This is a genomic window from Arthrobacter pascens, assembly GCF_017052465.1.
In the GTDB taxonomy this organism is placed as follows: Bacteria; Actinomycetota; Actinomycetes; order Actinomycetales; family Micrococcaceae; genus Arthrobacter; species Arthrobacter pascens.
In genome coordinates this window covers 59,799-85,719 of record NZ_JAFHKT010000130.1, presented here as the reverse complement: position 1 = coordinate 85,719, position 25,921 = coordinate 59,799, and the positions used below count along the sequence as shown (strand labels likewise).

Below are 25,921 nucleotides of genomic sequence, written 5' to 3'. Positions count from 1 at the left end.
CTAGCGATTCGCACGCCGGGTTCCCAGAGCGGCAGGCGACGGCCGCTGAACCCTATCCGCTGAAGTAGGGAATGATCAGGTAGAGTCCGAACAGCACCGCAACTCCGCAAAGGCCGAAGCAGATGTAGGCGAAGTAACGGACCCATGCCGGGGCGACGGTCTGGCTGTCCCCGGCAATGGCGGTGAGGCGGACGCCCAGGGAATACAGGACCACGACGGTTACCGCAGCCGTCAGCGTGGCACCCGCCACGGTGAGGAGTTCCAACCACTTCATCGCTGCGCATCCTTCGGCTTGTTCGCCTTGGCGCGCTCGGCGGCGCGTGCCCGGGCGAGGGCTTTCTTCTTGGCGAAGCGGACTGCCTGCCCTGCTTCTTCGACCTCCACCGCGTTATGGTGGCCAACCTGGGACTTGCGTGAGACCAGGAACATGTACAGCACGGCTGCCGTTCCGGCGACGGCTGCGATCACCACGCCGACGACGCCCGTCTTGACGAGGATGGCGGTGAGGGCCCCGACAATGCCCGCCGCGGGAAGGGTGAAGAGCCAGCCAAGGGCGATGCGCCCCACCATGCCCCAGCGGACGGTCGTCCCCTTGCGGCCCATGCCCGAACCGATCACGGACCCGGACGCCACCTGCGTGGTGGAGAGGGCGAAGCCCAGGTGCGAGGAGGCGAGAATGGCGGAGGCGGTGCTGGATTCGGCCGCGAAGCCCTGAGCGGGTTTCACCTCGGTGAGTCCGGCGCCCATGGTCCTGATGATCCGCCAGCCACCGGCGTACGTGCCTATGGCGATGGCGAACGCGCAGGCGGCGATGACCCAGAACTGCGGGCCCGATCCGGGGTCCTGCGTTCCCGCGGCAATCAGCACCAGCGTAATGATGCCCATGGTCTTCTGGGCGTCGTTGGTGCCGTGCGCCAGTGCCACAAGGCTGGACGTGAATATCTGGCCGGTCCGGAAGCCGCCGCGTTTCTGCGTGAGCTTGCTGCCCGTTTCAGGATCGTGCCGGGAGGTCAGCGCGTAGGCCACGCGGGTGCAGATGTAGGCAACGATCCCGGCGATGAGGGGAGCGAAGATCGCCGGCAGGATGACCTTCTGCAGCAGCGACTCCAGGTTTATGGAATGGAATCCGATGCCGGCGGCCGCGGCGCCGATCAGCCCGCCGAAGAGGGCGTGCGACGAACTCGACGGCAGTCCCTTGAGCCAAGTGATCATGTTCCAGAGGATCGCACCCATGAGGCCGGCGAATATGATCTCCGGCGTGATCTGGATGCCGTCGTTTCCCTCCCGGATTATGCCGCCGGAAACGGTCTTGGCCACTTCCGTGGACAGGAACGCACCCACCAGGTTCAGGACCGCTGCAAGTGCAACTGCCGTCTTCGGTTTGATGGCACCGGTGGCGATAGGCGTGGCCATCGCATTCGCGGTGTCATGAAATCCGTTGGTGAAGTCGAAAAATAAGGCCAGTGCTATGACCAGCGCCACCATTAAGGTGATATCCACCTGTTGCCCAATCTGCAGAGTCGACGATCAGCAGTTCCACATTTCCCCGGCTGCCTGCAAGGCACAGTTCACCGCTTGTTCACGCGATGGGACTTTCAGTGGCTGCAGAACGGGTTTGAAACCCTATAGATCGTACGCGCCACGCACTTGAGATCAAACCCGGTCCTCGGCGAAGGCCCGAATGGCCGCGAGCTCCCCGGGCGACAGTCCACGCCTCGGATCGGGTGAGACCAGCAGCGCGCGCCCGCGCAGGAACCTGGCCCACGACTGGGCCCGTCCTTCGAAGGCAAGCTGGTCGTCCACCCAGACGATCCGCTCGGGACGGCTGAACTCGACGTCGGCTTGGATGGCCTCCAGCTTCCACCAGTCCGCTCCGCCGCCTGCGCCGTCCGCGGTTAACACCGGCCATTCTCCGCCGTCGAGCCCGGTGGCCGGGCACAGGACCGCGGGCGCCAGTTCCTCCCAGCTGGTCAGCCAGACGCAGCGCAGGCCCGGCGTGGGCGCCAGGCTGTTCAGCTCATCCACCAACTCCGCCGCATACGCCACCTCGAGCATGCCGGCGTAGGCGTACCTCCAGGCCGAACCCCACGGCGTACGCCCGGTCACGCCAAACGGGCACACCACGCCGTCGACGTCGAGGTAAAGCGCCACTCTTTCCGCTGCACCGTCCTGACCCACGGCATGTGTCCTTCCTGCGCGGCACGTCCCAGGTCCTCCAGCCAACGCTACGGATCAGGGGTGCCGGCGGGCAAGGGCACCGGGGACAGCCCGGGGCGGCCGGGACACTGCGCGTGTCTGTCCGGCCGCCCCCCGTGCCTGGGGCTTAGGCGGCCGCCCTGACGCGCGCAGCAGGGGCCTCCGCGGCGGGCACGCCCTCGTTGGCCTGGCCGTACAGCCAGTCGTTGTACTGGAAGTCCCCGTCCCTGCGGCTCTTGAAGAGCAGGTTCCGCAGGGTCCGGGCAAGTCCCGAGACATGCCACGACTCACCCCAGACGCGGGCCGTGCGCTGAACGCGGGCGGTCCGTGCTGCCCGCTTGGCATTGAACTCGGCGATGGCAGCGTCCCAGGCGCCCGCGTCCACGCCGTCGTCAGTGAAGACAGTGCCGTGGCTGACATCCTGGAGGACCGCGGCGTCCTCAAGGGCCTGGCAGGCGCCCTGGGCGAGGTACTGCAGCATGGGGTGGGCGGCGTCGCCCATTAGGACCAGGCGGCCGGCAACCCAGTTCTCGATCGGATCGCGGTCGTACATCGGCCAGCGGATGCCGGTGGCCAGGTTTTTGAGGGCTGCCCGGACGGCGGGGACGCAGTCCTGGTAGGCGGCCTCGAGTTCGTCCACGCCGCCGTACTGCTCCTCGCCGCGCTCGAAGGACGGCGATTTGAAAACAGCAACGGTGTTCAGCAACTCACCCTTGCGCAGCGGATACTGCACGAGGTGGCAGTCCGGCCCGAGGTAGACAATCACGTCTTCCAGGTCCGTGGCGGGCGTGTTTTCCGTGATGGGAACGGTTCCGCGGTACGCAACGTAGGACGAAGAGACGGGTCCGTCCTGCGCCACCGCCGGACGGAGGGTGGACTTGAGCCCGTCGGCGCCGATCACGACGTCGGCCTCATGATCGGTGCCACCGGCGGTGTGGGCAACGCCGCGGCCATTGACCGTCTCCACGCTTTCCACCGTGACGTCGTTGACGAGGCGGACGCCGGCCTCCTGGCAGGTTTCAAGGAGGACCCGGTGCAGGTCGCTGCGGTGGATGACGACGTACGGGGCGCCGTAGCGTTCTTCGAACTCGCCACCAAGCGTCTGGCGGGTCAGTTCTTCGCCGGTGACTGCATCGCGGAAGACGAGGTGCTTGGGCCGAACCCCTATCTCGAGCGCCTTCTCAAGAAGCCCCCAGCGCTTCAGGACCCGGGAAGCGTTGGGGGCCATCTGCAGGCCGGCGCCGACTTCGCCGAATTCCGGCGCGCGTTCCACCAGCGTTACCTCGGCGCCGTTCGCGCGCAGTGCCAGGGCTCCGGCCAGGCCGGCCATTCCCCCGCCGATAACGAGGACATCCGTGGACGGTTTCGGGTCAGACATTGCTTGCTCCTACTGAAGTTGTGGGTTTTGAGGTGATTTTGATGCCGATGGCTCCGAGCAGAATGGCTGCCACGGCGGCTGCCCCGGCGAAAGCCAGGAAGTTCGAATTGACGCCCAGTCCGGCTGCGAGCAGCAGCCCTCCCACCTGGGGTGCGGCGACGGCGCCGATGCGTCCGACGCCGAGCGCCCAGCCCAGGGCGGTGCCGCGGAGATGCGGCGGGTAGTGGCTGGCCACTGCGGCGATGACCAGGCACTGTGTGCCGTGCGTTCCGATGCCGGCCAGGACCAGCATGAGATAGACGACGGTGACGGGAGGACCCGCCACCAGGACCACCAGGGCGACGGCGGCGACGGCGGCCGCCGCTATCGCCGTCGGTATGGGGCCGAAGCGGGTGCCGGCCCAGGCGGTGATGACCGAGCCCGCGACGGCGCCGAGGTTCAGTGCCAGGGCGAAGGTCAGCGCCGAGCCGAGGTTGTAGCCGGCCAGCTGCATGAGGTTGGGCAGCCAGGTGCCCAGGCCGTACCACGCGAAGAGCGTTACGAGGGTAGCGATGGCGAACAGCACGCTCATGCCCAGGAATGGGGCCCGGAGCAGGGAACCAAAGCCAGCAGGCTCCTTGGCCTCGTCACCGGCGCGGACCGGAGGCAGGGTCTCGGGCAGGTAGCGAAGACCCACCGGAATGACGACGAGCAACGCGATGACCGCGATGAGGAACATGACGGGCCAGCCAAAGGCGGGAATCAGCGGGATGCCAACCAGCGCGGCAATCGAGCCGCCAATCGGGACCCCGGACATCATCAGGGTGGCGATGGTGGACCGCCATTTTGCGGGTACCAGCTCCGCCACGAGGGCGTTGGCCGAAGGAACCAGCCCGCCGAGGCCGATGCCGGCCAGCAGCCGCAGGCCGCCGAAGACCGGGGCGTTCGGAGCGAAGGCACACAGGATGGTGAAAACGGAGAACAGGATTGCGCAGCCGAGGATGGTCCGGCGGCGCCCCCACGTGTCGGACATCCTGCCCGCGAAGATGGCGCCGATCATCATTCCCACGAAAGCCATGGACCCGACCGTCCCGGCCGTCGCCTTCGTCAGCCCCCAGCCGGTGTCATTGATGAGCGAGGCCTGCACAGTGCCGTAGACGATGAGATCGTAGCCGTCGAAAACGACAAGCAACCAGCAAACGAGAACCGCCATGGCAGATTGCCTGGAGAACCGGGGCGAGGGCCCGGTGGAAGCGTCTGCGCCGTGGGTGGACCGCTCCGGCGCTGCAGCGGAAGGTGTGTGATTCATCCCACCACTGTCGGGGCCGCCGCCCGGCAGCGCCTATACAATTCTGCTATGCAGAACTTTCCACTCCAGAAGAAGCCCACCTACTCCATCGAGGCGGTGGACAACGCACTCCAGTTGCTGCAGCTGCTGCGCGACGGCGGGAGCCTCAGGCTGAAGGATGCGGCAAGCGAGCTCGGGGTAGCGCCCTCCACTGCCCACCGGCTCTTGGCCATGCTGGTGTACCGGGGCTTTGCGGTCCAGGACGAATCCCGGCGCTATGTGCCGGGGCCGGCGATGGGCGCAGGACCGGCGGGCGTCAGCTGGACGCGGCTCCTGCGGGAGTTGGCCCGCCCCCACATGGAGCTGCTGTGCTCCCGCGTCAACGAGTCGGTCAACCTGATGATCCGCGTGGGAACGAAGGTCCGGTTCCTGGACACCGTTGAAAGCACGAACGCCCTCCGCGTGGGTGACCGCCAGGGCACAGTCCTTCCCGCGAACAAGGCTTCGGGCGGAAAGGCGATGCTGGCAGAGCTCGAGCCGGCAATGCTCGACCAGTTATTCCGCAGCCAGAACGCTGAGATTGGCGGGGACAGCATTCCGGATGAGGAGTTTCCGGCATTCGTGCGCGAGTTGGACACCATCCGCAGCAACGGCTTTGCCGCCAACTTCGAGGGAACCGAGGAAGGCATCAGCGCCCTGGGCATGGCACTCCACAACCGGAAGGGTGACGTTGTGGGAGCCATCAGTGTCGCGACCCCTGTGGCCAGGTTCCGCAAGCTGTTCGACGCCGGACTCGTGGGCGTCATGCTGGAGACCCGCCGCCAGCTGGAAATCGACATCGCCGCGAATCCGGCGGAACCGGACTGAGCGCGCACTAAATTCTGTATAGCAGAATTTATTGGAGGCTTGCGGACACGCCTCTCTAATGTCGGAAATGCGCCCAACGTATTCCGCACTCAACGAGGAGGCCCCCGTGTCCATCAGCGCCGAAAATCCAACGCACGAATCTGTTGCCGCCGGACAGGCCGGTCCGGAGCCGACCCCGGAGGAGGCTGCCCAGCTGGAGCAGCTCTACCGGGACTTCGACACGGAGAATCTGATCCCGTTGTGGACGGAGATCGGGGATCTGATGCCGATGGTTCCGTCCCCGAAGGCCGTGCCGCACGTCTGGCGGTGGAGCGACCTGTACCCGCTGGCCGCGCGTGCCGGTGACCTGGTGCCGGTGGGCCGCGGCGGTGAACGCCGGGCCATCGCCTTGGCGAACCCGGGCCTGGCAGGCACGCCGTATGCCACGCCGACGCTGTGGGCGGCGATCCAGTACCTGGGCGCCCGCGAGACCGCCCCGGAGCACCGGCATTCGCAGAACGCGTTCCGGTTCGTCGTCGAGGGCGAGGGCGTCTGGACCGTCGTCAACGGCGATCCGGTGGCGATGCGGCGCGGTGACTTCCTGCTGACCCCGGGCTGGAATTTCCACGGCCACCACAACGACACCGACCAGCCCATGGCGTGGATCGACGGGCTGGACATCCCGTTCGTGCATTACGCCGATGCCGGGTTCTTCGAGTTCGGCACCGAACGCGTCACCGACGAGGCCACCCCGGACATCTCCCGCTCCGAGCGGCTCTGGGCCCACCCCGGGCTGCGCCCGCTCTCCGGGCTGGAGGACACCACGAACTCCCCCATCGCCGCCTACCGCTGGGAACACACTGACGCGGCGCTGCGCGAACAGCTGCTGCTCGAGGACGAGGGCCATCCGGCCACCGTGTCCCAGGGCCACGCCGCCATCCGGTACTCCAACCCCACCACCGGCGGGGACGTGATGCCCACCATCCGCGCCGAGTTCCACCGCCTCCGCGCCGGAGCCACCACCGAACCCGTCCGCGAGGTCGGTTCCAGTGTGTGGCAGGTCTTCGAAGGCACCGGCTCCGTGGTCTTCAACGGCGAAACCCGGACCCTGGAAAAGGGCGACCTGTTCGTCGTCCCCTCCTGGCAGGAATGGTCCCTGCAGGCCGAGACTGGCTCTCAAACAGAGTTTGATTTGTTCCGCTTCAGCGACGCCCCCATCTTTGAACGCCTGAACTTCAACCGCACCTACACCGAAGGACGCACCAAGTAATGAGACTCCTCACCCTCCGCCTCCCCTCTGCCGACAACACAGTCACGACGACGGCCGTCCGCCAGGACGGCGACACCCTGACCGAAATCGGCGGCTTCGCCGACGTCGGGGAGCTCCTCCGCGACTCCGCGTGGGAGGAAAAGGCGAAGGCGGCCAGCGGCGCCACGCACGCGCTCGAGGGCGCGGACCTCGCCGCCGTCGTCCCCTCCCCCGGCAAGATCATCTGCGTGGGCCACAACTACCGCAACCACATCAAGGAAATGGGCCGGGAGGTCCCGGAGTACCCCACGCTGTTCGCCAAGTACGCCGAGTCCCTGATCGGCCCGAACGATGACCTCGCCCTGCCGCAGGAATCGGACACCGTGGACTGGGAAGCCGAACTGGCCGTGGTTATCGGCAAAAAGGGCCGCCGGATCAGCGAAGCCGACGCCGCCGAGCACATCGCCGGGTACGCCGTCCTGAACGACATCAGCATGCGCGACTATCAGTTCCGCACCATCCAGTGGCTGCAGGGCAAGACCTGGGAGAAGTCCACCCCGTTCGGCCCGGCCCTGGTCACCAAGGACGAATTCAGCGCCGGACCGCTGATGACTTCCGCCGTGGACGGCGAAATCCAGCAGCAGACCCCGACCGGGGACCTGGTGTTCACTCCGGAGTTCCTGGTGTCCTACATCTCCACCATCATCACGCTGAACCCAGGTGATGTGATCGCGACCGGCACCCCCGGCGGCGTGGGCCACGCCCAAGACCCCAAGCGCTACCTGCAGGAAGGCCAGATCCTGGTCACCACCATCGAGGGCCTGGGCCAGCTGAGCAACCGCGTGGTCAAGGAAGCCTGATGGCCGCCCGCACCGACCAAACCACCGACCCGCGCCTGCAGGACGAACTCCTGCAGGCGCGGCGCGGCACGGCGTACTTCGCCCGCAAACTCAACGAACTCTCCGACGCAGAGCTCGACGGCGGCACCCTGCTTCCGGGCTGGACCCGCCGCCACCTCGTGGCCCATGTGGGCTACAACGCCCGCGCCATCGCCCGGCTCATCGAGTGGGCCGCCACCGGAGTCGAGACTCCGATGTACGCCTCCACCGAGGCCCGGAGCTACGAAATCGACTTCGGCGCCACGCTATCCCCGACCGCGCTGCGGAACCTCTTCGACCACTCCGCCGTGCACCTCAACGTCGAATGGCGCGACCTGCCCGCCGACGCCTGGCACCACAAAGTCAAAACCGCCCAGGGCCGCACCGTCCCGGCCGAAGAAACAGTCTGGATGCGCACCCGCGAAGTCTGGGTCCACGCCGTCGACCTCGACAACGGCGCAGCCTTCACCGACATCCCCGCACCCGTCCTCACCCGGCTCCTCAAAGACATCACCGCAGCCTGGCACACCCGCGGCACCGATGCGGGGCTCCTCATTAAGGTGACGGGCACGGACCTGACCTTCGGCGACACGCCCGCCGAAAACCCGACGGTCATCACCGGGCCGCTGGCCGCCGTCGCGCAATGGGCCACCGGCCGCGGCACCCAAAGGCTCACAGCCACACACAGCGGAGCCCCACGAGCGGAAGTGCCGGCCGCGCCCCCGTGGATCTGAGGTTCGAAAATCCCGGAGGATAGACTGTGCCCGTCAGCGCTGGACCAGATCCGACGAGAGGCAGGGCATGGGCACCACCGATGCGGCCGACGCCATTTCCACCGATGAACTTGACCTGCTGCACCGGTACTGGAGCGCCGCCAACTACCTCACGGTGGCCCAGATCTACCTCCAGGAGAATGCGCTGCTGCGGGAACCGCTGGCACCGGACCACATCAAACCGCGGCTGCTCGGCCACTGGGGAACCGGCCCGGGGCTGTCCCTGATCTACGTGCATCTCAACCGTCTGATCCGGCGGACCGGCGCCGAGGTCCTGTTCCTTGCAGGCCCGGGCCACGGCGGGCCGGCAGTGGTGGCGAACGTGTACCTCGAAGGCACGTATTCCGAGGTATACCCGGAGGTCAGCCAGGACGCGGCGGGGCTGCGGCGCCTGGCCCGCCAGTTTTCGACCCCCGGCGGCATCGGGAGCCATGCGGGTCCGGCCACACCCGGATCCATCCATGAGGGCGGCGAGCTCGGCTACTCCCTGATGCACGCCACCGGCGCCGTCATGGACAACCCCGGGCTGATCGCTGCCTGTGTGGTGGGCGACGGAGAGGCCGAAACCGGTCCCCTTGCGGCGTCATGGGATGCGCCCTTCTTCCTCAACCCGGCCCGAGACGGCGCCGTCCTGCCGATCCTCCACCTCAACGGGCACAAGATCTCCGGACCCACCGTGTTGGGCCGCCGTTCCGACGCGGACGTGGAGGCCCTCCTGCACGCCCACGGCTGGGCTCCCGTCACGGTCTCCGGCGACGACCCCCAACGGGTCCACCGGGACCTGGCCGCCGCCGTGGACCGCGCGTATGCGGATATCCGCCGGTTCCAGGAGGCTGCCCGCAGCGACGGCGTGACCGGCGCCGCCCGCTGGCCGGCCATCATCCTGAGGACTCCCAAAGGCTGGACGGGACCGGAAACCGTCGACGGCAGCCCGGTGGAAGGAACGTTCCGTTCCCACCAGGTGCCGCTGTCGGGGGTCCGGGACAATCCGGAGCACCTCGCCCAGCTCGAACAGTGGATGCGTTCCTACCAGCCCGAAACACTGTTCGACGCCGACGGCAGGCTGGTTCCTGAGCTGGCGGCCCTGGCCCCGGAGGGTGCACTGCGGATGGGATCCGTACCGCCCGCAAACGGCCTGCCGTCCGTCCCGCTGGAGATCCCTGATCTGACGCGGTACGCCGTGGATCCCGGCGAGCGCGGCTCCACCAGCAAAGAAACCACCAAACCGCTCGGCGAACTGTTCCGCGACCTCTACCGGAGCACGGAGGCAGACCCGCGGTTCCGGCTCTTCTGCCCTGACGAGACCAACAGCAACCGGCTGGGGGCTGTCTTCGAGGCGAGCGACCGCTGCCTGCTGCTCCCGCCCGGCAGCGGCGACGCCGCGGGGTCCAGTGACCACGTTTCCCCCGACGGCCGCGTGATGGAGGTGCTCTCCGAGCACCTGTGCCAGGGCTGGCTCGAGGGGTATCTGCTCAGCGGGAGGCACGGTTTCTTCGCCAGCTACGAAGCCTTCGCCATGGTCAGTGCCTCCATGACAGTCCAGCACGCCAAATGGCTCCAGCACGCGCGCGAACTGGACTGGCGCTCGCCCGTTCCGAGCCTCAACATCCTGCTGACGTCCACCTGCTGGCGCAATGACCACAACGGGTTCAGCCACCAGGGGCCGGGCCTCATTGATACGGTGCTCTCCCTCTCCGGCGAGGTGACGCGCATCTACCTGCCGCCGGACACCAACACCCTGCTGGCCGCGGCCGAACACGCGCTGCTCAGCACCGACTACGTCAACCTTGTGGTGGTGGACAAACAGGCGCACCCGCAATACCTCACGCTGGACGAGGCCCGCGCCCACGCCGAGGCAGGCGCATCGCGCTGGGACTGGGCCGGCAACGAGCCGCCGGAAGGCACGTCCGACCCGGACATCGTCCTTGCCTGTGCCGGCGACATCCCCACCGAGGAGACGCTGGCGGCCGCCTGGCTGCTGCAACGCCACGTCCCCGAAGCCCGTGTCCGCGTGGTCAACATCATGGACGCCATGGTCCTCCCGCCCCGGCAGACCCACCCGCACGGCCTCGACGGCGGTACCTTCAGCTCCCTGTTCACGGAAGGATGCGATGTCGTCGTCGCCTGGCACGGCTATGCCCGATCCTTCCACCAGCTGCTGCACGGGCGGCCCAACCCGGAACGGTTCCACGTGCGCGGGTACAGCCAGCAGGGCACTACAACCACCCCCTTCGACATGGTGGTGCTGAACCGGATGAGCCGCTACCACCTCACTCTCGAGGCGCTGCGGCGCCTGCCGCGCCGGCTCCCGGGGGCCGAGGACCTGGCCGAACTGTGCAGCCGGCAGCTGGACGCCCACGCCCGGTACATCCGCGAGTATTTCGAAGACCTCCCCGAAATCCGCAACTGGACCTGGACGCCGCCGGCTCCGCCTGAGTAGAGCCGGCTCCGCCGGAGTAGGCACGTCCTACGGTCGGGTGGCCGTCGACGAACCGGTGCCGAGCATCCGGGCGACCTTTTCCTCGAGTGCTGCCCGTGTGGCATCGGGCAGAACGATAAGGCCCTCCAATTCGTGCCGCGCACGCTTGTATGCCGTCTGACGTTCCGCAGGTGTGGCAGCTTCGTCCTCGGCGATGCGCAGCAGCTTCCTGGCCGTGGCCAGCCGGTGGCGCTCGCCCGCGGAAAAATTGCTGTGCCTGATTCTTCGGGCTTCGCGCTCGGCAACGTCGAAGGCGACTTCAAAACTGCGGACCGCGGCCCGGTATTCGTCCAGGCGTGACTTGCTCAGAATGTCCGACTGGCTCGACGGGCGCAGTCCGTCAGCGTCACGCTTGGCCCGCAGAAAGGCAACGGTGAGAGGTTCCCGGACGTCCGTCATGACCGGGAAATCGATGAGCTTGCCCACGTCGAGTTCGTACTCCAGCCAGCGCCCGTTGACGGCGTCGTGCGCGGACATCAAGGACGCGACGTCGTTCTCATGGACCTTCTCGGCTGACAGCGCCTGGTTCTTGAGCCGGTAGAGCTCCAGCTTGCGCTGGTGCCGCCGTTCACTCGCCTTGGACCAGGCCTGGCTCCAGCCGCCGATAACTCCGCTCAGCGGAAAGACAAGCCACCAGTAGTGGCCGAGGAAATCAAGAAGGGGCTCCACCCGTCAATCGTCGCACCGGCCTGCACCTACCTCAAGGGACACATCGGTCTCGATGGCACCGCGCCTGTCGCACGGAAGTAGGCGTCATGCAGTCGGCGCCTGCTGGGCTCCGGCGATGTTGACCAGCCAGGCAATGCCGAACCGGTCCGTGCACATGCCGAACGTGTCGCCCCACGGCGCGGGCTCCAGCGGCACCGTGACGGTACCGCCCTCGCTGGAGAGCTTCTCCCAGTAACCGCGCAGCTCGGTTTCGTCATCGCCGCTGAGCGAGACAGAGATGGTATTGCCTGGCGTGTAGTCCATGCCCGCCGGCGTGTCAGCACCCATGAGGACGAGCCCGTTGCCGGACGTCAGCATCCCGTGCATGATCTTGTCCGCCTCCGACGGGTCTTCGCTGGCATGGAAGTCGCCGAAGGTGCTGAGGGCCAGGTCCCCGCCGAAAACCGACTGGTAGAAGGTCATCGCATCGCGGGCGTTGTCGCGGAAGCCGAGGTAAGGGTTGAGCACGGTAGGCACAGCATTCTCCTTCGAGAGTCGGGACAGGCTGGATGGCCGCTGATGTGGCGGACCGCACTACACATGTTGCCTCAAACGAGCGGCCCTTCATAGGGTCCACGGGGTGTTGCCGTGACGTGGTCACTCATAGTCGGGGCTGAAGATCCTGGCCTTGTAGAAGCGTGCCTCGGGCCAGCCGCGCTCGTGGGTCGGCGTCCCCAGGTCCTTGCCGATGCTTACCTGTGTGCCCATCTCGCCTGTTTCGGGTGAACCGACCACCCAGATGTACTCCTTGGTGACGGGGTGCCGGGCAATGGATTTGACCCGCCCCTTGGCCCAGATCGGGTTGCTGATGACCTTGTCGTTGCTGTTGACGTCGTAGCGGTAGACGCCTTTGCTGTCGGTCAGCAGGAGGTGGCCGCGCATGGTGAAGTCGGGTTGCAGGTCGTGACCCATTTTGGCGCCGGGATGGTCGATGGCCACTTCGCGCCAGACGTCGAGGTCAGTGTTCTGGCCGGACCCCTTGACCTTATAGCCGACGAGCTTGCCGTCGCCGAGCACCCACAGGACTCCTTTGGAAACCTCGTTCTTGGTGCGCGGATCCCAGAGGATGCCATGGGCGCCCGGGAATCTCCAGGAGTTGACCTTCTCATAGCTGTCGAAGTCGTCGATCGAGTCCGGGTTCTTCGGGGAGTAGAGCTGGAGGTTCTTCCCGCCCTTCGAGCTGGCGGTGAGGATCGAGCCGTTGTGCGGAATCCTCTCGATGGAATGCGGGTTGTCATCCGGGTAGGCCTGCCAGATCAGGTCGTTGTCGGAGTCCGTGTGTTCGCCGCGCCTGACCTGGACGATTCCAGCGGCACCGCCGGAGGCGCAGACCAGCGCGATCCGCCCCCGCGCCTGGGTCTTGCGGATCTTGACGTCGGACAGGTCCGACCACCACTTCTTGCCGAGCCATGGTTCCTTGCCCGCGAAGGACCAGATCACGGCGTCATCGTTCCACCGCTCCGCGTCGCGGTCGAAGATCCGCACCGTCCTGGAGTTCTGGTCGACCACGGCGAGGTGGTAGCCCGCAGCGGCCTCTGCGGTGCCGCCACTGGTCAGGGCCGACGCCGGTCCGAGGACCGCGCCCGCGGCGAGGCCCTTGAGCACTGTGCGCCTGTGTACTGTGCGCCGGCTCGCCCCGGCCCGGGCTTGGGTCGTCTGCTTGTTCAGGTTTCCGAGCGTGTCGGCACCAAGGTCAAGAATGGCCATAGTTTCCCCCCACAGGAATCTCAGAGCTGCCGGCGCCGGATGACGCCGGACACTTTATCCACCCTGACGGAATCGGCGAAGATATGTCCAGTCGATGCAGTAAATGAATGCCGGTTTCGGTTTGACTTGCGTTTCCCGATACCCCGCGGCTCCTGGTGGCCGTAGGCTCTAGCCATGGCGAGATACTTTGATGTGCACCCCGAGGACCCCCAGCCGCGCGCGATTGCCCAGATCGTGGATCTCCTCCACTCCGGCGGGCTGATCGCGTACCCCACGGACTCCTGCTACGCGCTTGGCGCGCAGCTGGGCAACAAGGAGGCGCTGGACAGGATCCGCACCATCCGCCAGCTCGACAACAAGCACCACTTCACACTCGTCTGCAGGGACTTCGCCCAGCTGGGACAGTTCGTGAACATCGGCAACGACGTGTTCCGCAGCATCAAATCCGTGACGCCGGGCAGCTACACGTTCATCCTGCCGGCCACCAAGGAGGTGCCGCGCCGGCTTCTGCACCCGAAGAAGAAGACCGTGGGCGTGCGCATTCCGAACCACAGCTTCGTCCAGGCGCTCCTTGCTGAGCTGGGCGAACCGTTGCTTTCCAGCACGCTGCTGCTGCCGGACGAGGAGGATCCTCTGACCCAGGGCTGGGAAATCAAGGAACGGCTGGACCACGTGGTGGACGCCGTCGTCGATTCCGGCGACTGCGGGGCAGAGCCGACGACGGTGGTCGACTTCTCGAGCGGCGTCGCCGAGGTGGTGCGCCGGGGAACCGGTGATCCTTCGCGGTTCGAATAGCGCGCGCTACTCCTGCTTCTTGGCCCGGCTCGGCTGCACGCGGGGCGGCTCGCCCGGCATTTTGGGGTAGTCGGGCGGGAACGGCAGTTCGCCCAGCCCGTCCTTGAGGTCCCGCTCCCACCAGCCGAGCAGCGTATCGACGGTCCCGGGGTTGGCGTTCATGTCCGCCCACGGGTCGCCCACGGTCTTCAGCCGCTCGGGCACGGTGAGGATGGTGAAGTCCTTCGGGTTGACGCCTTCCAGCTCGTCCCAGCTGATCGGGCAGGACACGGGGGCATGCGGAAGCGCGCGGGGACTGTACGCGCCGGCAATGGTGCGGTCACGGTTGGCCTGGTTGAAGTCCAGGAAGACGCGTTCGCCGCGCTCTTCCTTCCACCAGTTGGTGGTCACCTTGTCCGGCATCCGACGCTCGAGTTCCCGTGCGGCGGCGATCACTGCATGGCGCACGTCGAGGAACTCCCGCTTCGGCTCGATCGCGGCGTAGACATGCAGGCCGCGGTTGCCTGAGGTCTTGATGAAGGCATCGAGCCCCGCCTCGGACAGTACTTCCCGCAGCGCCAGGGCGGCCGGGACGGCGTCATCGAAGTCCGTGCCGGGCTGGGGGTCAAGGTCAATTCGGAGCTGGTCAGGGTTGTCGGAGTTCTCGGCGCGCGAGGGCCACGGGTGGAACACGACGGTGTTCATCTGCACGGCCCACACCGCGGCCGCAGGCTCGTCCAGGACCAGCTGGGGATGCGATCGGGCGCTCGGATAGGTCACCTTGACGGACCGGATGAAGTCCGGCGTTCCCTTCGGCGGGTTCTTGGAGAAGAACTGCTCGCCGTCGACGGTGTCCGAAAACCGCTGGAGCGAGACCGGCCGGTCACCGTTGGCCCGGATGAAGGGCTCGCCGACGTCCACCATGTAGCGCGCCAAGTCCAGCTTCGTCAGGCCCAACTCGGGCCAAAGGACCCGGCTGGGGCTCGAGATGCGCATGTCGCGGGGGCCGTTGGGGCCGGTTACGGTAAGGGTGGTCTGTTCGCTGGCCATGGGGACAACCTACCCCGGCCTTCACCGGCGCGTCAGTACCTTCCGCCCAGTGCATTGGGCCACTGGTGCCGCCCGGCAACCAGGCACAAGTGTCGGACGCGACGCTTGACCCTTGACCACATGCCAGGCGCCGGAGCCATAATCGGGCGGGGCACCAAAGCGGTGCCGCAGTGAAGAGCCGACGGATGGCGCCGCCGGAGCAGAGGAGCCCTCGAATGACGAAGTACCTGATCTCGTTCCCCGGCGAGGCCATGGTGGTCCCCGAGGAGGACTTCGAGGCGGTGGTCGAAGCCTCGCATGCCGTCATCGAGGAAGCCAAGGCGGCGGGCGTGTATGTCTTCGGCGGCGGGATCGATGAGGACGTAGACCCGGTGCTCGTGGCCGGTGACGGCACCGTCACCGAGGGCACGTACCCCGGCCACAAGGTGCCCAACGGCGGCTACACCGTTCTGGAGCTGCCGTCGCGGGAGGCGGCACTCGAGTGGGCCGCGAAGATCGCCGTCGCCTGCCGCTGTTCGCAAGAGGTCCGGCAATTCGGGTACGACCCGGCCAGCTGACGGGGGCAACCTCAGGCAGAGTCGGTCGTACGTCGCGCGAGCCGCTTTAGCTGCTTACAGGACGCCAGATGCGGAGACGAGCTGCGCCCGGCCCTCTTCGAGCCGGTAGGCGACGGCGATCACCGCAGTGGAGTAATCGTCCACGGCGTCAAAAATCACCCGTGAACTGTCCAGCAACCGGCGAACGGTTTGCTTGGCGTGTTCGACGACCATGTCGTTGACGTCCGTCTTGTCCTCACTAGCGCGCTGCGCCGTGAGGCGTTCTGGTTCGGGTGCAGCGAATCTCCCGAGACGAACCGCTCGTTGCCGTCAAGCAGGCGCTGCCATGCATCGTACGGGCTGATTCGTCTGCTCACCCTGCTTACTTTACGGGGGGCGCGGGCGCAGGGGCCTGTTGCGGCGTCCGGTAGAAACCGCAAGGATGTGAACTGACCCGGCGCCATCTGGCGCCCACCGTCGTCGAAGGGGACACTTTCCATGGTTGAATCCGCCAGTCTGGACCAGACAGCCGGCCAGCAGGTGCTCAGCGCCGTCGCCGCGCAGGTGGATATTCCACGTGGAAGCAGGGACTGGGCAGACTTCGAGCGGCGCTTCGACCGCCATTTCCCCGACCTGGCCCGGCTGTTCCATTCCCTTTACGGCTCACGGCCGGACTTCCAGGACCAGCTGGCATCCCTCGTACTGGAGACCGCACGTTCCTGGAAGGAACGCCCCACAGATCTGAAGATCCTGGACGCGGAACGGGAGGGCAGCGGTGACTGGTTCCAGTCCAACCGCATGCTCGGCGGGGTCTGCTACGTGGACCGGTACGCCGCGGACCTTGACGGTGTGCGTGCACGGATTCCCTACTTCAAGGAACTCGGCCTCACCTACCTGCACCTGATGCCGCTGTTCCTGGCCCCCGAGCCCCTGTCCGACGGCGGCTACGCCGTGTCCAGCTACCGGGAGGTCAACCCCAAGCTCGGGACGATGGAACAGCTGCGCGAACTGGCCGCCGAACTGCGCGCCAACGGCATCAGCCTCGTCGTCGACTTCATCTTCAACCACACCTCCAACGATCACGAGTGGGCCCGGAAAGCCGGTGCGGGCGATCCGCGCTACAGCGATTACTACTGGATCTTCCCGGACCGGACCATGCCGGATGCCTTCGAGCTGAGCGTGCGCGAGATCTTCCCGGAGGACCATCCGGGCTCCTTTGTGCCGCTGCCTGACGGCCGCTGGGTGTGGGCGACGTTCCACACGTTCCAATGGGACCTGAACTATTCCAACCCGGAGGTATTCCGGGCCATGGCCGGCGAGATGCTCTTCCTCGCCAACCAGGGGGTGGAGATCCTGCGGATGGATGCCGTGGCCTTCATCTGGAAGCAACTCGGCACGACGTGCGAAAACCTGCCGGAAGCCCACACGCTGCTGCAGGCCTTCAATGCGGTCTGCCGGCTCGCTGCCCCGTCGCTGCTCTTCAAGTCCGAGGCCATCGTCCACCCCGACGAAGTGGCCCTGTACATTGATCCGGCCGAATGCCAGCTCTCGTACAATCCTCTGCAGATGGCGCTGATCTGGGAGGCGGTGGCCACCCGTGACGTTTCCCTGCTGTCCCAGGCCCTCCAGCGCCGCCACAACATTCCGGCGGGAACATCCTGGGTGAACTATGTGCGCAGCCACGACGACATCGGCTGGACATTTGCCGATGAGGACGCCGCCGAGCTCGGCATCAACGGCTTCGACCACCGCCGCTTCCTCAATTCCTTTTACGTCAACCGTTTCCCGGGCAGCTTCGCCCGGGGCGTGCCGTTCCAGGACAATCCGCGCACGGGTGACTGCCGCATCTCCGGAACCACCGCCTCGCTGTGCGGGCTCGAGGACGGCTCGGCGGAGGCGATCCGCCGGATCCTGCTCGCCCATTCGGTGGCTTTCAGCACCGGCGGCATCCCCCTGCTGTATCTGGGCGACGAAGTGGGCCAGCTAAACGATTACGACTATGCGCTCGAAGAGGGCCACGACGCGGACAGCCGATGGGTGCACCGGCCGCAGTTCCCCGCGGAACGGTACGCCAACCGGACAGATCCGGCCACCCCGGAGGGCGCCATTTTCGCCGGGCTGCGGAGGATGACGGCGGTACGCGCCGCCACCCCGGAACTGGCCGGGACGCGGCTGGTCCCCTTCACCACCAACAACCCCGGAGTACTTGGCTACCAGCGGCCCGGAGACGGGTCGCTGGTTCTCGCGCTGGCCAACTTCGGCGACGGACCCGCAGTGATTTCGGCCGACACGCTGTCCGGATTCGATGCGGTGGCGCGGGACCTGTTTTCCGACGACGACGTCCGCATTGACGAGGGCATCGTCCTGCGCCCGCAGGACTACGTCTGGCTCAGGGTGGTGCCGGCCGGCTAAGCCGGCGTCCGGCTATGCCGGACCACCGAGTGCGGGCGCCGCATCCGGGATCCGGCATTATGGACTCATGCCACTTGCTGAATCCCCTGTCACCATTGCTGTCGGCGACGTCCAGGTCTCCGGTGTATACGCCCGCCCGGACAACCCCTTCGCCACGCTGGTGGTTGCGCACGGGGCGGGCGCGGGCATGGAGCATCCGTTCATGAGCGGCTTCACCCGCGCACTCAACGACGACGGCGTCGCCACCTTGCGCTTCAACTTCCCCTACCGTGAGGCGGGCAGGAAGTTTCCCGACCGGCCGCCCGCCGCTATCGCCGCGTGGCGGGCCGCCATGGACGCGGCCCGGTCCCGGTCGGAGGGCGAACCCTTGTGGGCGGCAGGCAAGTCCTTTGGCGGCCGCATGGCATCCATGGCGGTCGCAGAAGGCATGCCCGCCTCCGGCCTGGTCTATCTCGGCTACCCGCTGCACCCGCCGGGCAAGCCGGAGAAGCTGCGCGACGAGCACCTGTACGGCCTGGAACTGCCAATGCTGTTCCTGCAGGGAACGCGCGACACCTTCGCGACGCCCGAACTGCTTGAGGGCGTCGTTTCCCGCGTCGGACCAAACGCCACCCTGCACTGGTGCGAGGGCGGCGACCATTCCTTTGCCGCGGCAGGACACAAGCGCGGCGCGGCCGAGATCGGCGCGTCCCTGGCCGAACCGGTGGTGGCATTTATACGCACCGACAGCCCCTCCGGCCGCTAGGCCTGCAGCTGCTGGCGGGTGGCATCCTCCGAGGGCTGCGGTGAGCGGGAGAGGAAGTACCGGGTCGCCGCATGGGCAACCTTCCGTGCCCGAACGGGCAAACGGAGCCGGACCGGCCGTCGGGATCCGTTTGTGTTTCTCCCCTCGTACTCTAGGGAAATTGCGATGATCACGTTCTCTCGCAGGGGCCCTAAGGGGCAAAGCCCAGAAGCAGGCGCAGCGATGGCGGGTTTCCTCGCCCAATAGGTGACGTCAAAATGAAGTCCATGCTCGCCGGGGACCGAGTACGTGGGTCAATTTCAGGAGCACTCTGTGACAGCTCAAAGCGGACGACACTCACCTATGGCACTCGATTTCGCTGAGAGGAAGAGCCTTGACGGGTTAGCGCGGCGAACTCTCGCGGCGGCACTAGTGTTTGGTTTCTTCTTCTACGCGTTTGGGTTCCACGGCCCCGCCACTTCAGAGATGAACCTTTCGGCGCCCTCCTCCGGCAGCGAGATGGGGGTCCTCTTGGATCCGAACAACACCCCCCGGGTAAGGGTGCCTTATCGTCCAGTGGGTTCGGGTACGGCCAGTGGACCCTCGTCACCTGGACTGGCTTCTTCGCTACTGGATCGGCCTGCCAAGGGTTTCCTCATGGCGCCTCTTGAAGAGTTAGTCAGGACGTCTCCGTTCGGACCGCGGCGGAGTCCGATTACCGGTGAGCCCGGTGAAGTTCATTTTGGGCAGGATTTCGCTGCCCCTTGCGGAAAACGAGTCTACGCGGCCGACGCTGGCGTCGTCCGGGCGGCGGGCTGGCACCCGTGGGGAGGCGGCAACAGGTTGGAGGTCGACCACGGCAACGGCTTGATAACGACCTATAACCACTTGCTAGCGGTGGCCACCGAGAAGGACCGTCAGGTCCGGGTCGGCCAGGTTATCGCGGAGGTTGGAACTACTGGATCCTCCACAGGGTGTCACCTCCACTTCGAGGTCATTGAGAACGAAGTGCATACAGACCCGGAACGCTGGAAACTACTAAGCATTCGGCAGATTGACCAACTAGTGCCTGGCAAGATGATCAGCTTTGACCCGAGCGCAGTGCGAACCGTCGGGTGGACAATTCCCTTTATTCCTGGGAAGACCTACAGCGAGGGCTTGCCGACTGAGCCCCTCATTCCATCACCCCCGCCATCATCGCCGAAGCCGGACTGCACCACTACACCCCCACCCACCGGCTGCACACCACAACAAGACTGCACCACCACACCCCCACCCACCGGCTGCACACCACAACAGGACTGCACCACCACACCCCCACCCACCGGCTGCCAGGCGCCACTGGCTTCATTGCTGGTTGACTCGCGCGAATTGATGGATTTCCTTGTGCAGGCGTTTGCGTCACATGCCCTGCTGCCTGCCAAGGGCCAGGGCGGTACTTCTGAACGAACTTCAGCGTCCTTCAGTGAGGGCCCGGCTGCCGCCGTGGCGTCCGCGTTCGGGCGTAGCTCGCCACCGTAGAAAGCACCCTAGCTCAGCGGGGTTCCCGCTTCACGCCAGTGGGTGAGTGTAGCCGTCACCTGCGTTCAGGCGTTGGCGGCAGCCGGTGCCACGTTGCCCGGCACGGGCTCGTGCCGCAGGTAACTGCGGCGGAAGCGGCCGGTCCCGGCCGTCAGCGAACGCAGCTGGACGGCGTAGCGCAGCAGTTCGCCGTCGGGCACCTCGGCGGTGACCTCGGTGCGCTCGCCGCCTGCCGACGTCGTTCCTGTCAGCCGCCCGCGACGGGAAGACAGGTCGCTCATCACCGGCCCGACGTACTCGTCCGGGGTGCTGATGGTCACGGCGGAGACCGGCTCAAGCAGCTGGATCCGTCCGGCGGCCGCCGCCTCGCGCAGGGCCAGCGCCCCTGCGGCCTGGAACGCGGCGTCCGACGAGTCGACGCTGTGGGCTTTGCCGCCCACCAGCGTCACCCGGATGTCCACCACCGGGAAGCCGGCCGAAACTCCCTTTTGCATCTGGGACCGGACGCCTTTTTCGACGGACGGGATGTACTGGCCGGGAACCACTCCGCCCACGGTCTTGTCGATGAACTCGAAACCTGCGCCGCGGTCCAGGGGTTCCACTTCAATGTCGCAGATCGCGTACTGCCCGTGGCCCCCGGACTGCTTGACATGGCGTCCGTGGCCGGCGGCGGGTGCGGCAAACGTTTCCCGCAGCGGCGTCACCACCGGCACCGTCTGCAGCTTCACGCCCTGGTCGCGCAGCCGGTCCAGCACCACCTCGCCGTGGGCCTCCCCCATGCACCACAGGATCAGCTGGTGCGTTTCGGCATTACGTTCCACCCGCAGGGTCGGGTCGCCGGCCGCCACTTTCCCGAGGCTCTTGGCGAGGGCGTCCTCATCGCTGCGCGAGGCTGCCTCAACGGCCACCGGCATCAGGGGCTCCGGCATGTCCCAGGACTCCACCAGCAGCGGGCGCTCCTTGGCCGAAATGGTGTCCCCTGTCTCGGCATTGGCCAGCTTGGCGATCGCGCAGATGTCGCCGGCCACGCAGGAATTCACCGGTTTCAGGCTGGCTCCCACCGGCGAGTAGAGGTGCGTGAGGCGTTCGTCGCTGTCGTGGTCCTCGTGGCCCCGCTCGGACAGCCCGCGGCCGCCGACGTGCACCGCCGAATCCTCCCGCAGGGTGCCGGAGAAGACGCGGACCAGGCACACCCTGCCCAGGAACGGGTCAATGGTGGTGCGCACGACTTCTCCTGCCAGCGGCCCCGCCGGATCGCAGGTCAGGCCCACCGGCGCCCCGGCAAGATCGGTTGCCGCGGGCAGCTCACGCTCCGCCGGCGAGGGGAAAGCGCGGGTCAGCATGTCCAGGAGTTCGGCTACTCCAAGTCCCGTCGTCGCCGAAGTCGCGAGCACGGGGAAGAAGGACCCGCGGGCCACGGCGGTCTCGAGGTCCGCCACCAGGATGTCGACGTCGATTTCCTCGCCGCCGAGGTAGCGGTCCATCAGCGTCTCATCTTCGCTCTCCGAGATGATGCCCTCTATGAGGGCCCCGCGTGCCGCCTCCGATTCGGAAAGCTCGTCGGGGCTGGCCCCGCGCTCTGCCGGGACCGGGTCGCCGTCCGTGTAATCCGCTACCGTCCCGGAGAGCAGCCCCAGCAGACCGGTGATCTCCGTACCGGTGCGCACCGGAAGGTAGGCCGGCACCACCGAGTCGCCGAAGGCCCGCTGGCATGCGGCGAGGGTCGCTTCGAAATTGGCCCGCGGATGGTCCAGCCGGCTGATCACCACGGCCCGCGGCACTCCGAGCTGGTCGCACTCCGCCCACAGCGCCGTGGTGGCCGCATCGATGTCATCCAGGGCGGACACCACGAACAGCGCCGCATCGGCTGCGCGCAGCCCGGCGCGCAGCTCACCCGTGAAATCCCCGTAGCCCGGCGTGTCCAGGAGGTTCACCTTGATGCCGTCGTACAGCAGCGGGGCCACCGAGAGCACCACGGAGCGCTGCTGATGGATTTCGGAGGGTTCCGCGTCGCTGACCGTATTACCGTCCTCGATCGACCCCATCCGGGATATGACGCCGGTGGCTGCCAACAGTGCCTCAAGCAGCAGCGTCTTTCCCGCTCCCGAGTGGCCCACAAGCGCAATGTTGCGGACCTTCTCCGGCGCGTCGGCCTGCATCCCCGCAGACGCATCGGCCCGACGAAGATCCGTACTGCCGCGGCCGGGGCCCTTGCCCCGGCCATTTGTGCCTTTCAGGGACATGACCATCTCCCGGCGTCCTAGTGCTGAGCCGCCACGCGGCCTTGGTAAGTCGATTCGACACCCTGAGGCGGCCGGACAGCAATAGGGAGAGGCGTGCCACTGTGGAACCGGGAGCCGGAGCCCGTCACCGGACGCGACCAGCCCTAGGAGTCGTCGTGCCACCACCCTTCCCAGGCGCTCGACGTCAGCTGGCCGCTGGGAAATTCGGTGACACCCTTGCCGGCATTTGCCTGCGGATCGTCGTCATGCGGACTGAAATCGAGAAGGAAGTTGCTCCAAAGCATCATCGTTGTGTCCTTTCATGCGGACCGAGACCACGTTGTCTCAGTTGGCATTAGCGTAACCGGGCAATGTTTCACCGCGGGGACAAAAAGTTTCAGGTTTGTAACCGGGACCTATCCGGACCCCGCCGGCATCCGTGCCATCGCCTCCGGTGCCAGGGAACACGGTGTTCGGGGGTTACATCCGGGCTTTCGTGCGCGCCGTGGCCGGGGCGGTCCACGGGTCCTCCGGCCAGGGATGCTTCGGATAGCGTCCGCGCATCTCGGCGCGGACCTGCGCGTAAGGTCCGGACCAGAACGATGCGAGGTCATCGGTTACGGCAAGCGGACGCCGCGCCGGCGAGAGCAGATGGAACAGCACCGGAACTGTCCCGTCCACCAGTCGCGGCGTCTCCGCCCAGCCGAAGCATTCCTGGAGCTTGACCGCCACCACGGGCCGGCCGCCGTCGTCGCCAACATCCGGGTAGTCGATCCGCACACGGGAACCGCTCGGCACGTCAAGGCCTTCCGGCGCCAGTTCACCCAGCCGTGCCGCCTCCGGCCACGGCAGGAGCCGGCGCAGCGGGTCTGCCAGCTCGATTCTGTTCACCGGGGTCCCGCCGGCGAGTGCCTCAAGCTCCGGGGCAAGCCATTCGTCCAGCCGCGACAGCAGGGCCTGCTCGGAAACGTCCGGCCACGGCGCACCCAGTTCCCGGTGCAGCAGGGCGAGCCGGCGGCGCAGGGCGTCCGCCGCCGTCGACCATCCGATGGTTCCCAGCCCTTCACGCTCCAGCGCCCGGGCCACGGCGGCCCGGCCCTCCCCGGCCGTGGGCCGCACCGGGGTTGAGGAAAGGACTATCGCGCCCAGCCGGCGTTCCCTTCTGGCGGTGACCTTTCCCTGGCTGAACCCGGCTTCCACCGTCTCGCCCAGCAGGTTCCGGGCGGCGGCTTCGGCCGTGTCCGCGGTAAGCGGCGCCGCGGAGCGGATGACGGCTCCGGTCCCGGCCGCATCCCGCCCACCGGCCCGCGACACCTCGGCGACAGCCAGCCACTCATGGCCGGACAACGGACTGCCCGACGGCAGGCCCGCCCGCGTGCCGGAGGCCAGCAGGTAGCGCTCCGGTCCCGGGCCCGGAACACGGCGCGCCACCCGGTCCGGAAACGCGAGGGCGACGACGAACCCTACGGCTTCCGCCGACGCCGTTTGCGCGGCGGGCCGGGACTGCGCACGGCCGGAGGTTTCCAGTCCGGCGGTTTCCAGGCCGGACGCCTCCTGGCGTGCAATCGCCTCCATGCGCCGGGCTTCCTCGGCCCATCGCCCGGCGGCCGGATCCTTGCCACCGCGGAGCGATGCGAGCAGGCGCGGAAGGTCTGCGCCCGGCGCGCGCTGGTCTCCGGAAACGACGGCGACTGTCTCCGCCGCCGTGCGTGGCCCCACCATGGCGGCGCCGTCCAGCAGCGCGCGTCCCAGCCGCGGGTCAGCCGGAATCCTGGCAAGGATCTTGCCCAGCGGTGTGGCATGGCCGTCCGGTGCCACCGCCCCGAGTTCCCGCAGCACTTCGACGGCGTCGTCCATTGCTGCCTTGGGCGGCGCGTCCGGGAGGGCCAGTCCGCTTCCGCCGGGGGATCCCCAGCAGGCCAGGACCAGGGCGGCGCCGGTCAGGTCCGCCGCAGCGACCTCCGGGGTACGGTGGGCCGGCGCAGCACCGAAGGCCTTCTGGTCATAGCAGCGGACCACTGTTCCGGGACCCTGGCGGGCCGCCCGTCCGGCCCGCTGCTCGGCGGACGCCCGCGAACAGGACACGGTCACCAGGCCGGACATGCCGCGGTTGGCGTCGCGGCGCAGCTCGCGGGACAGGCCCGCGTCGATGACCAGCCGGACCCCGGGAACGGTAAGGGAGGATTCGGCCAATGCCGTGGAGACGACGATCCGGGCGGGGCCGCCGGGGTCCCGTCCGGAGACGGCGCGGTCCTGCTCCGCCGGGCCGGCCTGGCCGTGCAGCTCCAGCACTTCGGCCTTGACCCTGCCGCGCAGCCGGTCTGCGACGTGGGACACCTCCCGGGCGCCCGGAAGGAACACCAGCGCGTCGATGCCGGGGTCTGTTTCGAGGGCGTGGAGGTGGGCGGCGGCCGTGGTGTCTGCGACGTGGTCCAGGAAGGGCCGGGTCACGCCCCGGCTGTCCAGCCGGGGCATCGCCGAGGGCGCCCAGTCCACTGTGAGGGTGTGCAGCGCCGAAGGGCAGTCGACGACGGGAACCGGAGCGCCGCCGTCGTGCTCCCCCAACAGCGCGGCGAACCGCGGTGCGTCCAGCGTGGCCGACATGGCGACGAGCGTGAGGTCGCCACGCAGCAGGCGGACCTCGGCGAGCATCCCGAGCAGGAGGTCGGTTTCCAGCCCTCGTTCATGGACCTCATCGAGGATCACTGCACCGGTGCCTTCCAGCCCGGGATCCGAGAGCAGGCGGCGCAACAGGATGCCCGGAGTGACGAACTCGATCAGGGTCCCCGCGCCCGCCTTGCGCTCGCCGCCGACGGTATACCCCACGCGGTCCCGGAGCCGGCTGCCGTCCAGGGCGGCAAGACGCCGGGCCGCCGCGCGCGCGGCAACACGGCGGGGCTGGGTCACCACCGTGCGCGGCACCTTGCCGCCCGCCGGGCCGGGCTCCGGAGGTGACCCGCCGGAGAGGAGGTTGGCGACCAACGGAGGAACCAGCGTGGTCTTGCCTGTGCCGGGCGGGGCCTGCACCACCGCGGCCCCGGCCGGGCTGTCCGCACGCAGCGCCGCGGCGAGCCGCCCCAGGGAGTCTGCGAAGACCAGTCCGGCACCGATGGCCCCCAGGTTAAAGGGGCCAGCGGTGCCTGCAGGGTCCAGGAAAGCGGAAGTCACCCGTCCATTGTGCACGGATCAGGCAGCCACGCC

General features: G+C 67.4%; 23 protein-coding genes. 10 read left to right on the top strand and 13 right to left on the bottom strand.

Annotated elements, in window-relative coordinates; translation table 11 throughout:
- Positions 1–52 precede the first annotated feature (52 nt).
- The 5 genes from JYA52_RS09640 to JYA52_RS09620 all read right to left on the bottom strand — a co-directional run bounded on the left by JYA52_RS09640 (position 53) and on the right by JYA52_RS09620 (position 4,862).
- Positions 53–274 (bottom strand): hypothetical protein, encoded by a 222-nt coding sequence (locus tag JYA52_RS09640; protein ID WP_205652964.1) that lies wholly within the window; start codon positions 272–274, stop codon positions 53–55.
- Positions 271–1,500: an inorganic phosphate transporter gene (locus JYA52_RS09635; RefSeq protein WP_205652963.1), complete on the bottom strand. Its 1,230-nt coding sequence runs from the start codon at positions 1,498–1,500 to the stop codon at positions 271–273. The genes JYA52_RS09640 and JYA52_RS09635 overlap by 4 nt, the downstream gene beginning before the upstream one ends.
- Before the next feature lie 153 nt (positions 1,501–1,653).
- Positions 1,654–2,178, bottom strand: a complete 525-nt coding sequence (locus JYA52_RS09630; protein WP_205652962.1) for an HAD domain-containing protein — start codon at positions 2,176–2,178, stop codon at positions 1,654–1,656.
- A gap of 145 nt (positions 2,179–2,323) precedes the next feature.
- A complete protein-coding gene (locus tag JYA52_RS09625; protein ID WP_205652961.1) occupies positions 2,324–3,574 on the bottom strand; it encodes an FAD-dependent oxidoreductase in 1,251 nt (416 codons plus the stop codon).
- The gene (locus JYA52_RS09620) at positions 3,567–4,862 is read right to left on the bottom strand and encodes an MFS transporter (protein WP_205652960.1); all 1,296 of its coding nucleotides are present in this window, start codon (positions 4,860–4,862) and stop codon (positions 3,567–3,569) included. Before JYA52_RS09620 ends, JYA52_RS09625 begins: the two co-directional genes overlap by 8 nt.
- 48 nt (positions 4,863–4,910) lie before the next feature.
- Here JYA52_RS09620 and JYA52_RS09615 point away from each other — a divergent pair, with 48 nt between their 5' ends.
- From JYA52_RS09615 to JYA52_RS09595, 5 genes are all read left to right on the top strand, one after another.
- On the top strand, positions 4,911–5,708 hold the full coding sequence (locus JYA52_RS09615) for an IclR family transcriptional regulator (RefSeq protein WP_205652959.1): 798 nt from the start codon (positions 4,911–4,913) through the stop codon (positions 5,706–5,708).
- A 106-nt stretch (positions 5,709–5,814) separates the two neighbouring features.
- A complete protein-coding gene (locus JYA52_RS09610) occupies positions 5,815–6,957 on the top strand; it encodes a cupin domain-containing protein (RefSeq protein WP_205652958.1) in 1,143 nt (380 codons plus the stop codon).
- Positions 6,957–7,796: a fumarylacetoacetate hydrolase family protein gene (locus JYA52_RS09605; RefSeq protein ID WP_205652957.1), complete on the top strand. Its 840-nt coding sequence runs from the start codon at positions 6,957–6,959 to the stop codon at positions 7,794–7,796. The genes JYA52_RS09610 and JYA52_RS09605 overlap by 1 nt, the downstream gene beginning before the upstream one ends.
- Positions 7,796–8,548 (top strand): maleylpyruvate isomerase family mycothiol-dependent enzyme, encoded by a 753-nt coding sequence (locus JYA52_RS09600; RefSeq protein WP_205652956.1) that lies wholly within the window; start codon positions 7,796–7,798, stop codon positions 8,546–8,548. Before JYA52_RS09605 ends, JYA52_RS09600 begins: the two co-directional genes overlap by 1 nt.
- Before the next feature lie 67 nt (positions 8,549–8,615).
- Positions 8,616–11,027, top strand: a complete 2,412-nt coding sequence (locus tag JYA52_RS09595; protein ID WP_205652955.1) for a phosphoketolase family protein — start codon at positions 8,616–8,618, stop codon at positions 11,025–11,027.
- 27 nt (positions 11,028–11,054) lie between these two features.
- Here the strand turns inward: JYA52_RS09595 and JYA52_RS09590 are convergent, their stop codons facing one another.
- The 3 genes from JYA52_RS09590 to JYA52_RS09580 form a co-directional block, all read right to left on the bottom strand.
- Entirely contained in the window at positions 11,055–11,735 is a 681-nt protein-coding gene (locus JYA52_RS09590; protein ID WP_205652954.1) for a hypothetical protein, read from the bottom strand.
- A gap of 84 nt (positions 11,736–11,819) precedes the next feature.
- Entirely contained in the window at positions 11,820–12,251 is a 432-nt protein-coding gene (locus JYA52_RS09585) for a VOC family protein (protein WP_205652953.1), read from the bottom strand.
- 120 nt (positions 12,252–12,371) lie between these two features.
- Positions 12,372–13,481 (bottom strand): DUF6528 family protein, encoded by a 1,110-nt coding sequence (locus JYA52_RS09580; protein ID WP_205652952.1) that lies wholly within the window; start codon positions 13,479–13,481, stop codon positions 12,372–12,374.
- 174 nt (positions 13,482–13,655) lie between these two features.
- Here JYA52_RS09580 and JYA52_RS09575 point away from each other — a divergent pair, with 174 nt between their 5' ends.
- Entirely contained in the window at positions 13,656–14,276 is a 621-nt protein-coding gene (locus JYA52_RS09575; RefSeq protein ID WP_205652951.1) for an L-threonylcarbamoyladenylate synthase, read from the top strand.
- 6 nt (positions 14,277–14,282) lie between these two features.
- On the opposite strand, the gene ligD is transcribed toward JYA52_RS09575, so the two are convergent.
- Positions 14,283–15,305, bottom strand: coding sequence for a non-homologous end-joining DNA ligase (ligD, locus tag JYA52_RS09570; protein ID WP_205652950.1), 1,023 nt, complete (start codon positions 15,303–15,305; stop codon positions 14,283–14,285).
- Between the two features lie 215 nt (positions 15,306–15,520).
- Between ligD and JYA52_RS09565 the strand changes: the two genes are divergently transcribed.
- Entirely contained in the window at positions 15,521–15,862 is a 342-nt protein-coding gene (locus JYA52_RS09565; protein WP_205652949.1) for a YciI family protein, read from the top strand.
- Between the two features lie 54 nt (positions 15,863–15,916).
- Here the strand turns inward: JYA52_RS09565 and JYA52_RS23080 are convergent, their stop codons facing one another.
- On the bottom strand, positions 15,917–16,075 hold the full coding sequence (locus JYA52_RS23080; protein ID WP_372433781.1) for a hypothetical protein: 159 nt from the start codon (positions 16,073–16,075) through the stop codon (positions 15,917–15,919).
- Positions 16,076–16,339: 264 nt separating this feature from the next.
- Between JYA52_RS23080 and JYA52_RS09555 the strand changes: the two genes are divergently transcribed.
- The 3 genes from JYA52_RS09555 to JYA52_RS09545 all read left to right on the top strand — a co-directional run bounded on the left by JYA52_RS09555 (position 16,340) and on the right by JYA52_RS09545 (position 20,498).
- Positions 16,340–18,253: an alpha-amylase family protein gene (locus JYA52_RS09555; RefSeq protein WP_205652948.1), complete on the top strand. Its 1,914-nt coding sequence runs from the start codon at positions 16,340–16,342 to the stop codon at positions 18,251–18,253.
- Positions 18,254–18,320: 67 nt separating this feature from the next.
- Positions 18,321–18,998, top strand: a complete 678-nt coding sequence (locus tag JYA52_RS09550; protein ID WP_205652947.1) for an alpha/beta hydrolase family protein — start codon at positions 18,321–18,323, stop codon at positions 18,996–18,998.
- A 342-nt stretch (positions 18,999–19,340) separates the two neighbouring features.
- Positions 19,341–20,498, top strand: coding sequence for a M23 family metallopeptidase (locus JYA52_RS09545; protein WP_205652995.1), 1,158 nt, complete (start codon positions 19,341–19,343; stop codon positions 20,496–20,498).
- Positions 20,499–20,563: 65 nt separating this feature from the next.
- On the opposite strand, the gene JYA52_RS09540 is transcribed toward JYA52_RS09545, so the two are convergent.
- The 3 genes from JYA52_RS09540 to hrpB form a co-directional block, all read right to left on the bottom strand.
- Complete coding sequence (locus JYA52_RS09540; protein ID WP_205652946.1) at positions 20,564–22,741, bottom strand: elongation factor G-like protein EF-G2; 2,178 nt, start codon at positions 22,739–22,741, stop codon at positions 20,564–20,566.
- Positions 22,742–22,884: 143 nt separating this feature from the next.
- A complete protein-coding gene (locus JYA52_RS09535; RefSeq protein WP_205652945.1) occupies positions 22,885–23,028 on the bottom strand; it encodes a hypothetical protein in 144 nt (47 codons plus the stop codon).
- Positions 23,029–23,200: 172 nt separating this feature from the next.
- Entirely contained in the window at positions 23,201–25,888 is a 2,688-nt protein-coding gene (gene hrpB / locus JYA52_RS09530; protein WP_205652944.1) for an ATP-dependent helicase HrpB, read from the bottom strand.
- Positions 25,889–25,921 lie beyond the last annotated feature (33 nt).

What these genes read in the sequence shown, in the direction of transcription:
- JYA52_RS09580 (WP_205652952.1), bottom strand. Translation starts at nt 13,481, where the DNA reads ATGGCCATTCTTGACCTTGGTGCCGACACGCTCGGAAACCTGAACAAG.
- JYA52_RS09615 (WP_205652959.1), top strand. Translation starts at nt 4,911, where the DNA reads ATGCAGAACTTTCCACTCCAGAAGAAGCCCACCTACTCCATCGAGGCG.
- JYA52_RS09545 (WP_205652995.1), top strand. Translation starts at nt 19,341, where the DNA reads ATGGCACTCGATTTCGCTGAGAGGAAGAGCCTTGACGGGTTAGCGCGG.
- JYA52_RS09575 (WP_205652951.1), top strand. Translation starts at nt 13,656, where the DNA reads ATGGCGAGATACTTTGATGTGCACCCCGAGGACCCCCAGCCGCGCGCG.
- JYA52_RS09535 (WP_205652945.1), bottom strand. Translation starts at nt 23,028, where the DNA reads ATGATGCTTTGGAGCAACTTCCTTCTCGATTTCAGTCCGCATGACGAC.
- JYA52_RS09640 (WP_205652964.1), bottom strand. Translation starts at nt 274, where the DNA reads ATGAAGTGGTTGGAACTCCTCACCGTGGCGGGTGCCACGCTGACGGCT.
- JYA52_RS09565 (WP_205652949.1), top strand. Translation starts at nt 15,521, where the DNA reads ATGACGAAGTACCTGATCTCGTTCCCCGGCGAGGCCATGGTGGTCCCC.
- JYA52_RS09600 (WP_205652956.1), top strand. Translation starts at nt 7,796, where the DNA reads ATGGCCGCCCGCACCGACCAAACCACCGACCCGCGCCTGCAGGACGAA.
- JYA52_RS23080 (WP_372433781.1), bottom strand. Translation starts at nt 16,075, where the DNA reads ATGGTCGTCGAACACGCCAAGCAAACCGTTCGCCGGTTGCTGGACAGT.
- JYA52_RS09595 (WP_205652955.1), top strand. Translation starts at nt 8,616, where the DNA reads ATGGGCACCACCGATGCGGCCGACGCCATTTCCACCGATGAACTTGAC.
- JYA52_RS09540 (WP_205652946.1), bottom strand. Translation starts at nt 22,741, where the DNA reads ATGTCCCTGAAAGGCACAAATGGCCGGGGCAAGGGCCCCGGCCGCGGC.
- JYA52_RS09555 (WP_205652948.1), top strand. Translation starts at nt 16,340, where the DNA reads ATGGTTGAATCCGCCAGTCTGGACCAGACAGCCGGCCAGCAGGTGCTC.
- JYA52_RS09620 (WP_205652960.1), bottom strand. Translation starts at nt 4,862, where the DNA reads ATGAATCACACACCTTCCGCTGCAGCGCCGGAGCGGTCCACCCACGGC.
- JYA52_RS09550 (WP_205652947.1), top strand. Translation starts at nt 18,321, where the DNA reads ATGCCACTTGCTGAATCCCCTGTCACCATTGCTGTCGGCGACGTCCAG.
- JYA52_RS09625 (WP_205652961.1), bottom strand. Translation starts at nt 3,574, where the DNA reads ATGTCTGACCCGAAACCGTCCACGGATGTCCTCGTTATCGGCGGGGGA.
- ligD (WP_205652950.1), bottom strand. Translation starts at nt 15,305, where the DNA reads ATGGCCAGCGAACAGACCACCCTTACCGTAACCGGCCCCAACGGCCCC.
- JYA52_RS09605 (WP_205652957.1), top strand. Translation starts at nt 6,957, where the DNA reads ATGAGACTCCTCACCCTCCGCCTCCCCTCTGCCGACAACACAGTCACG.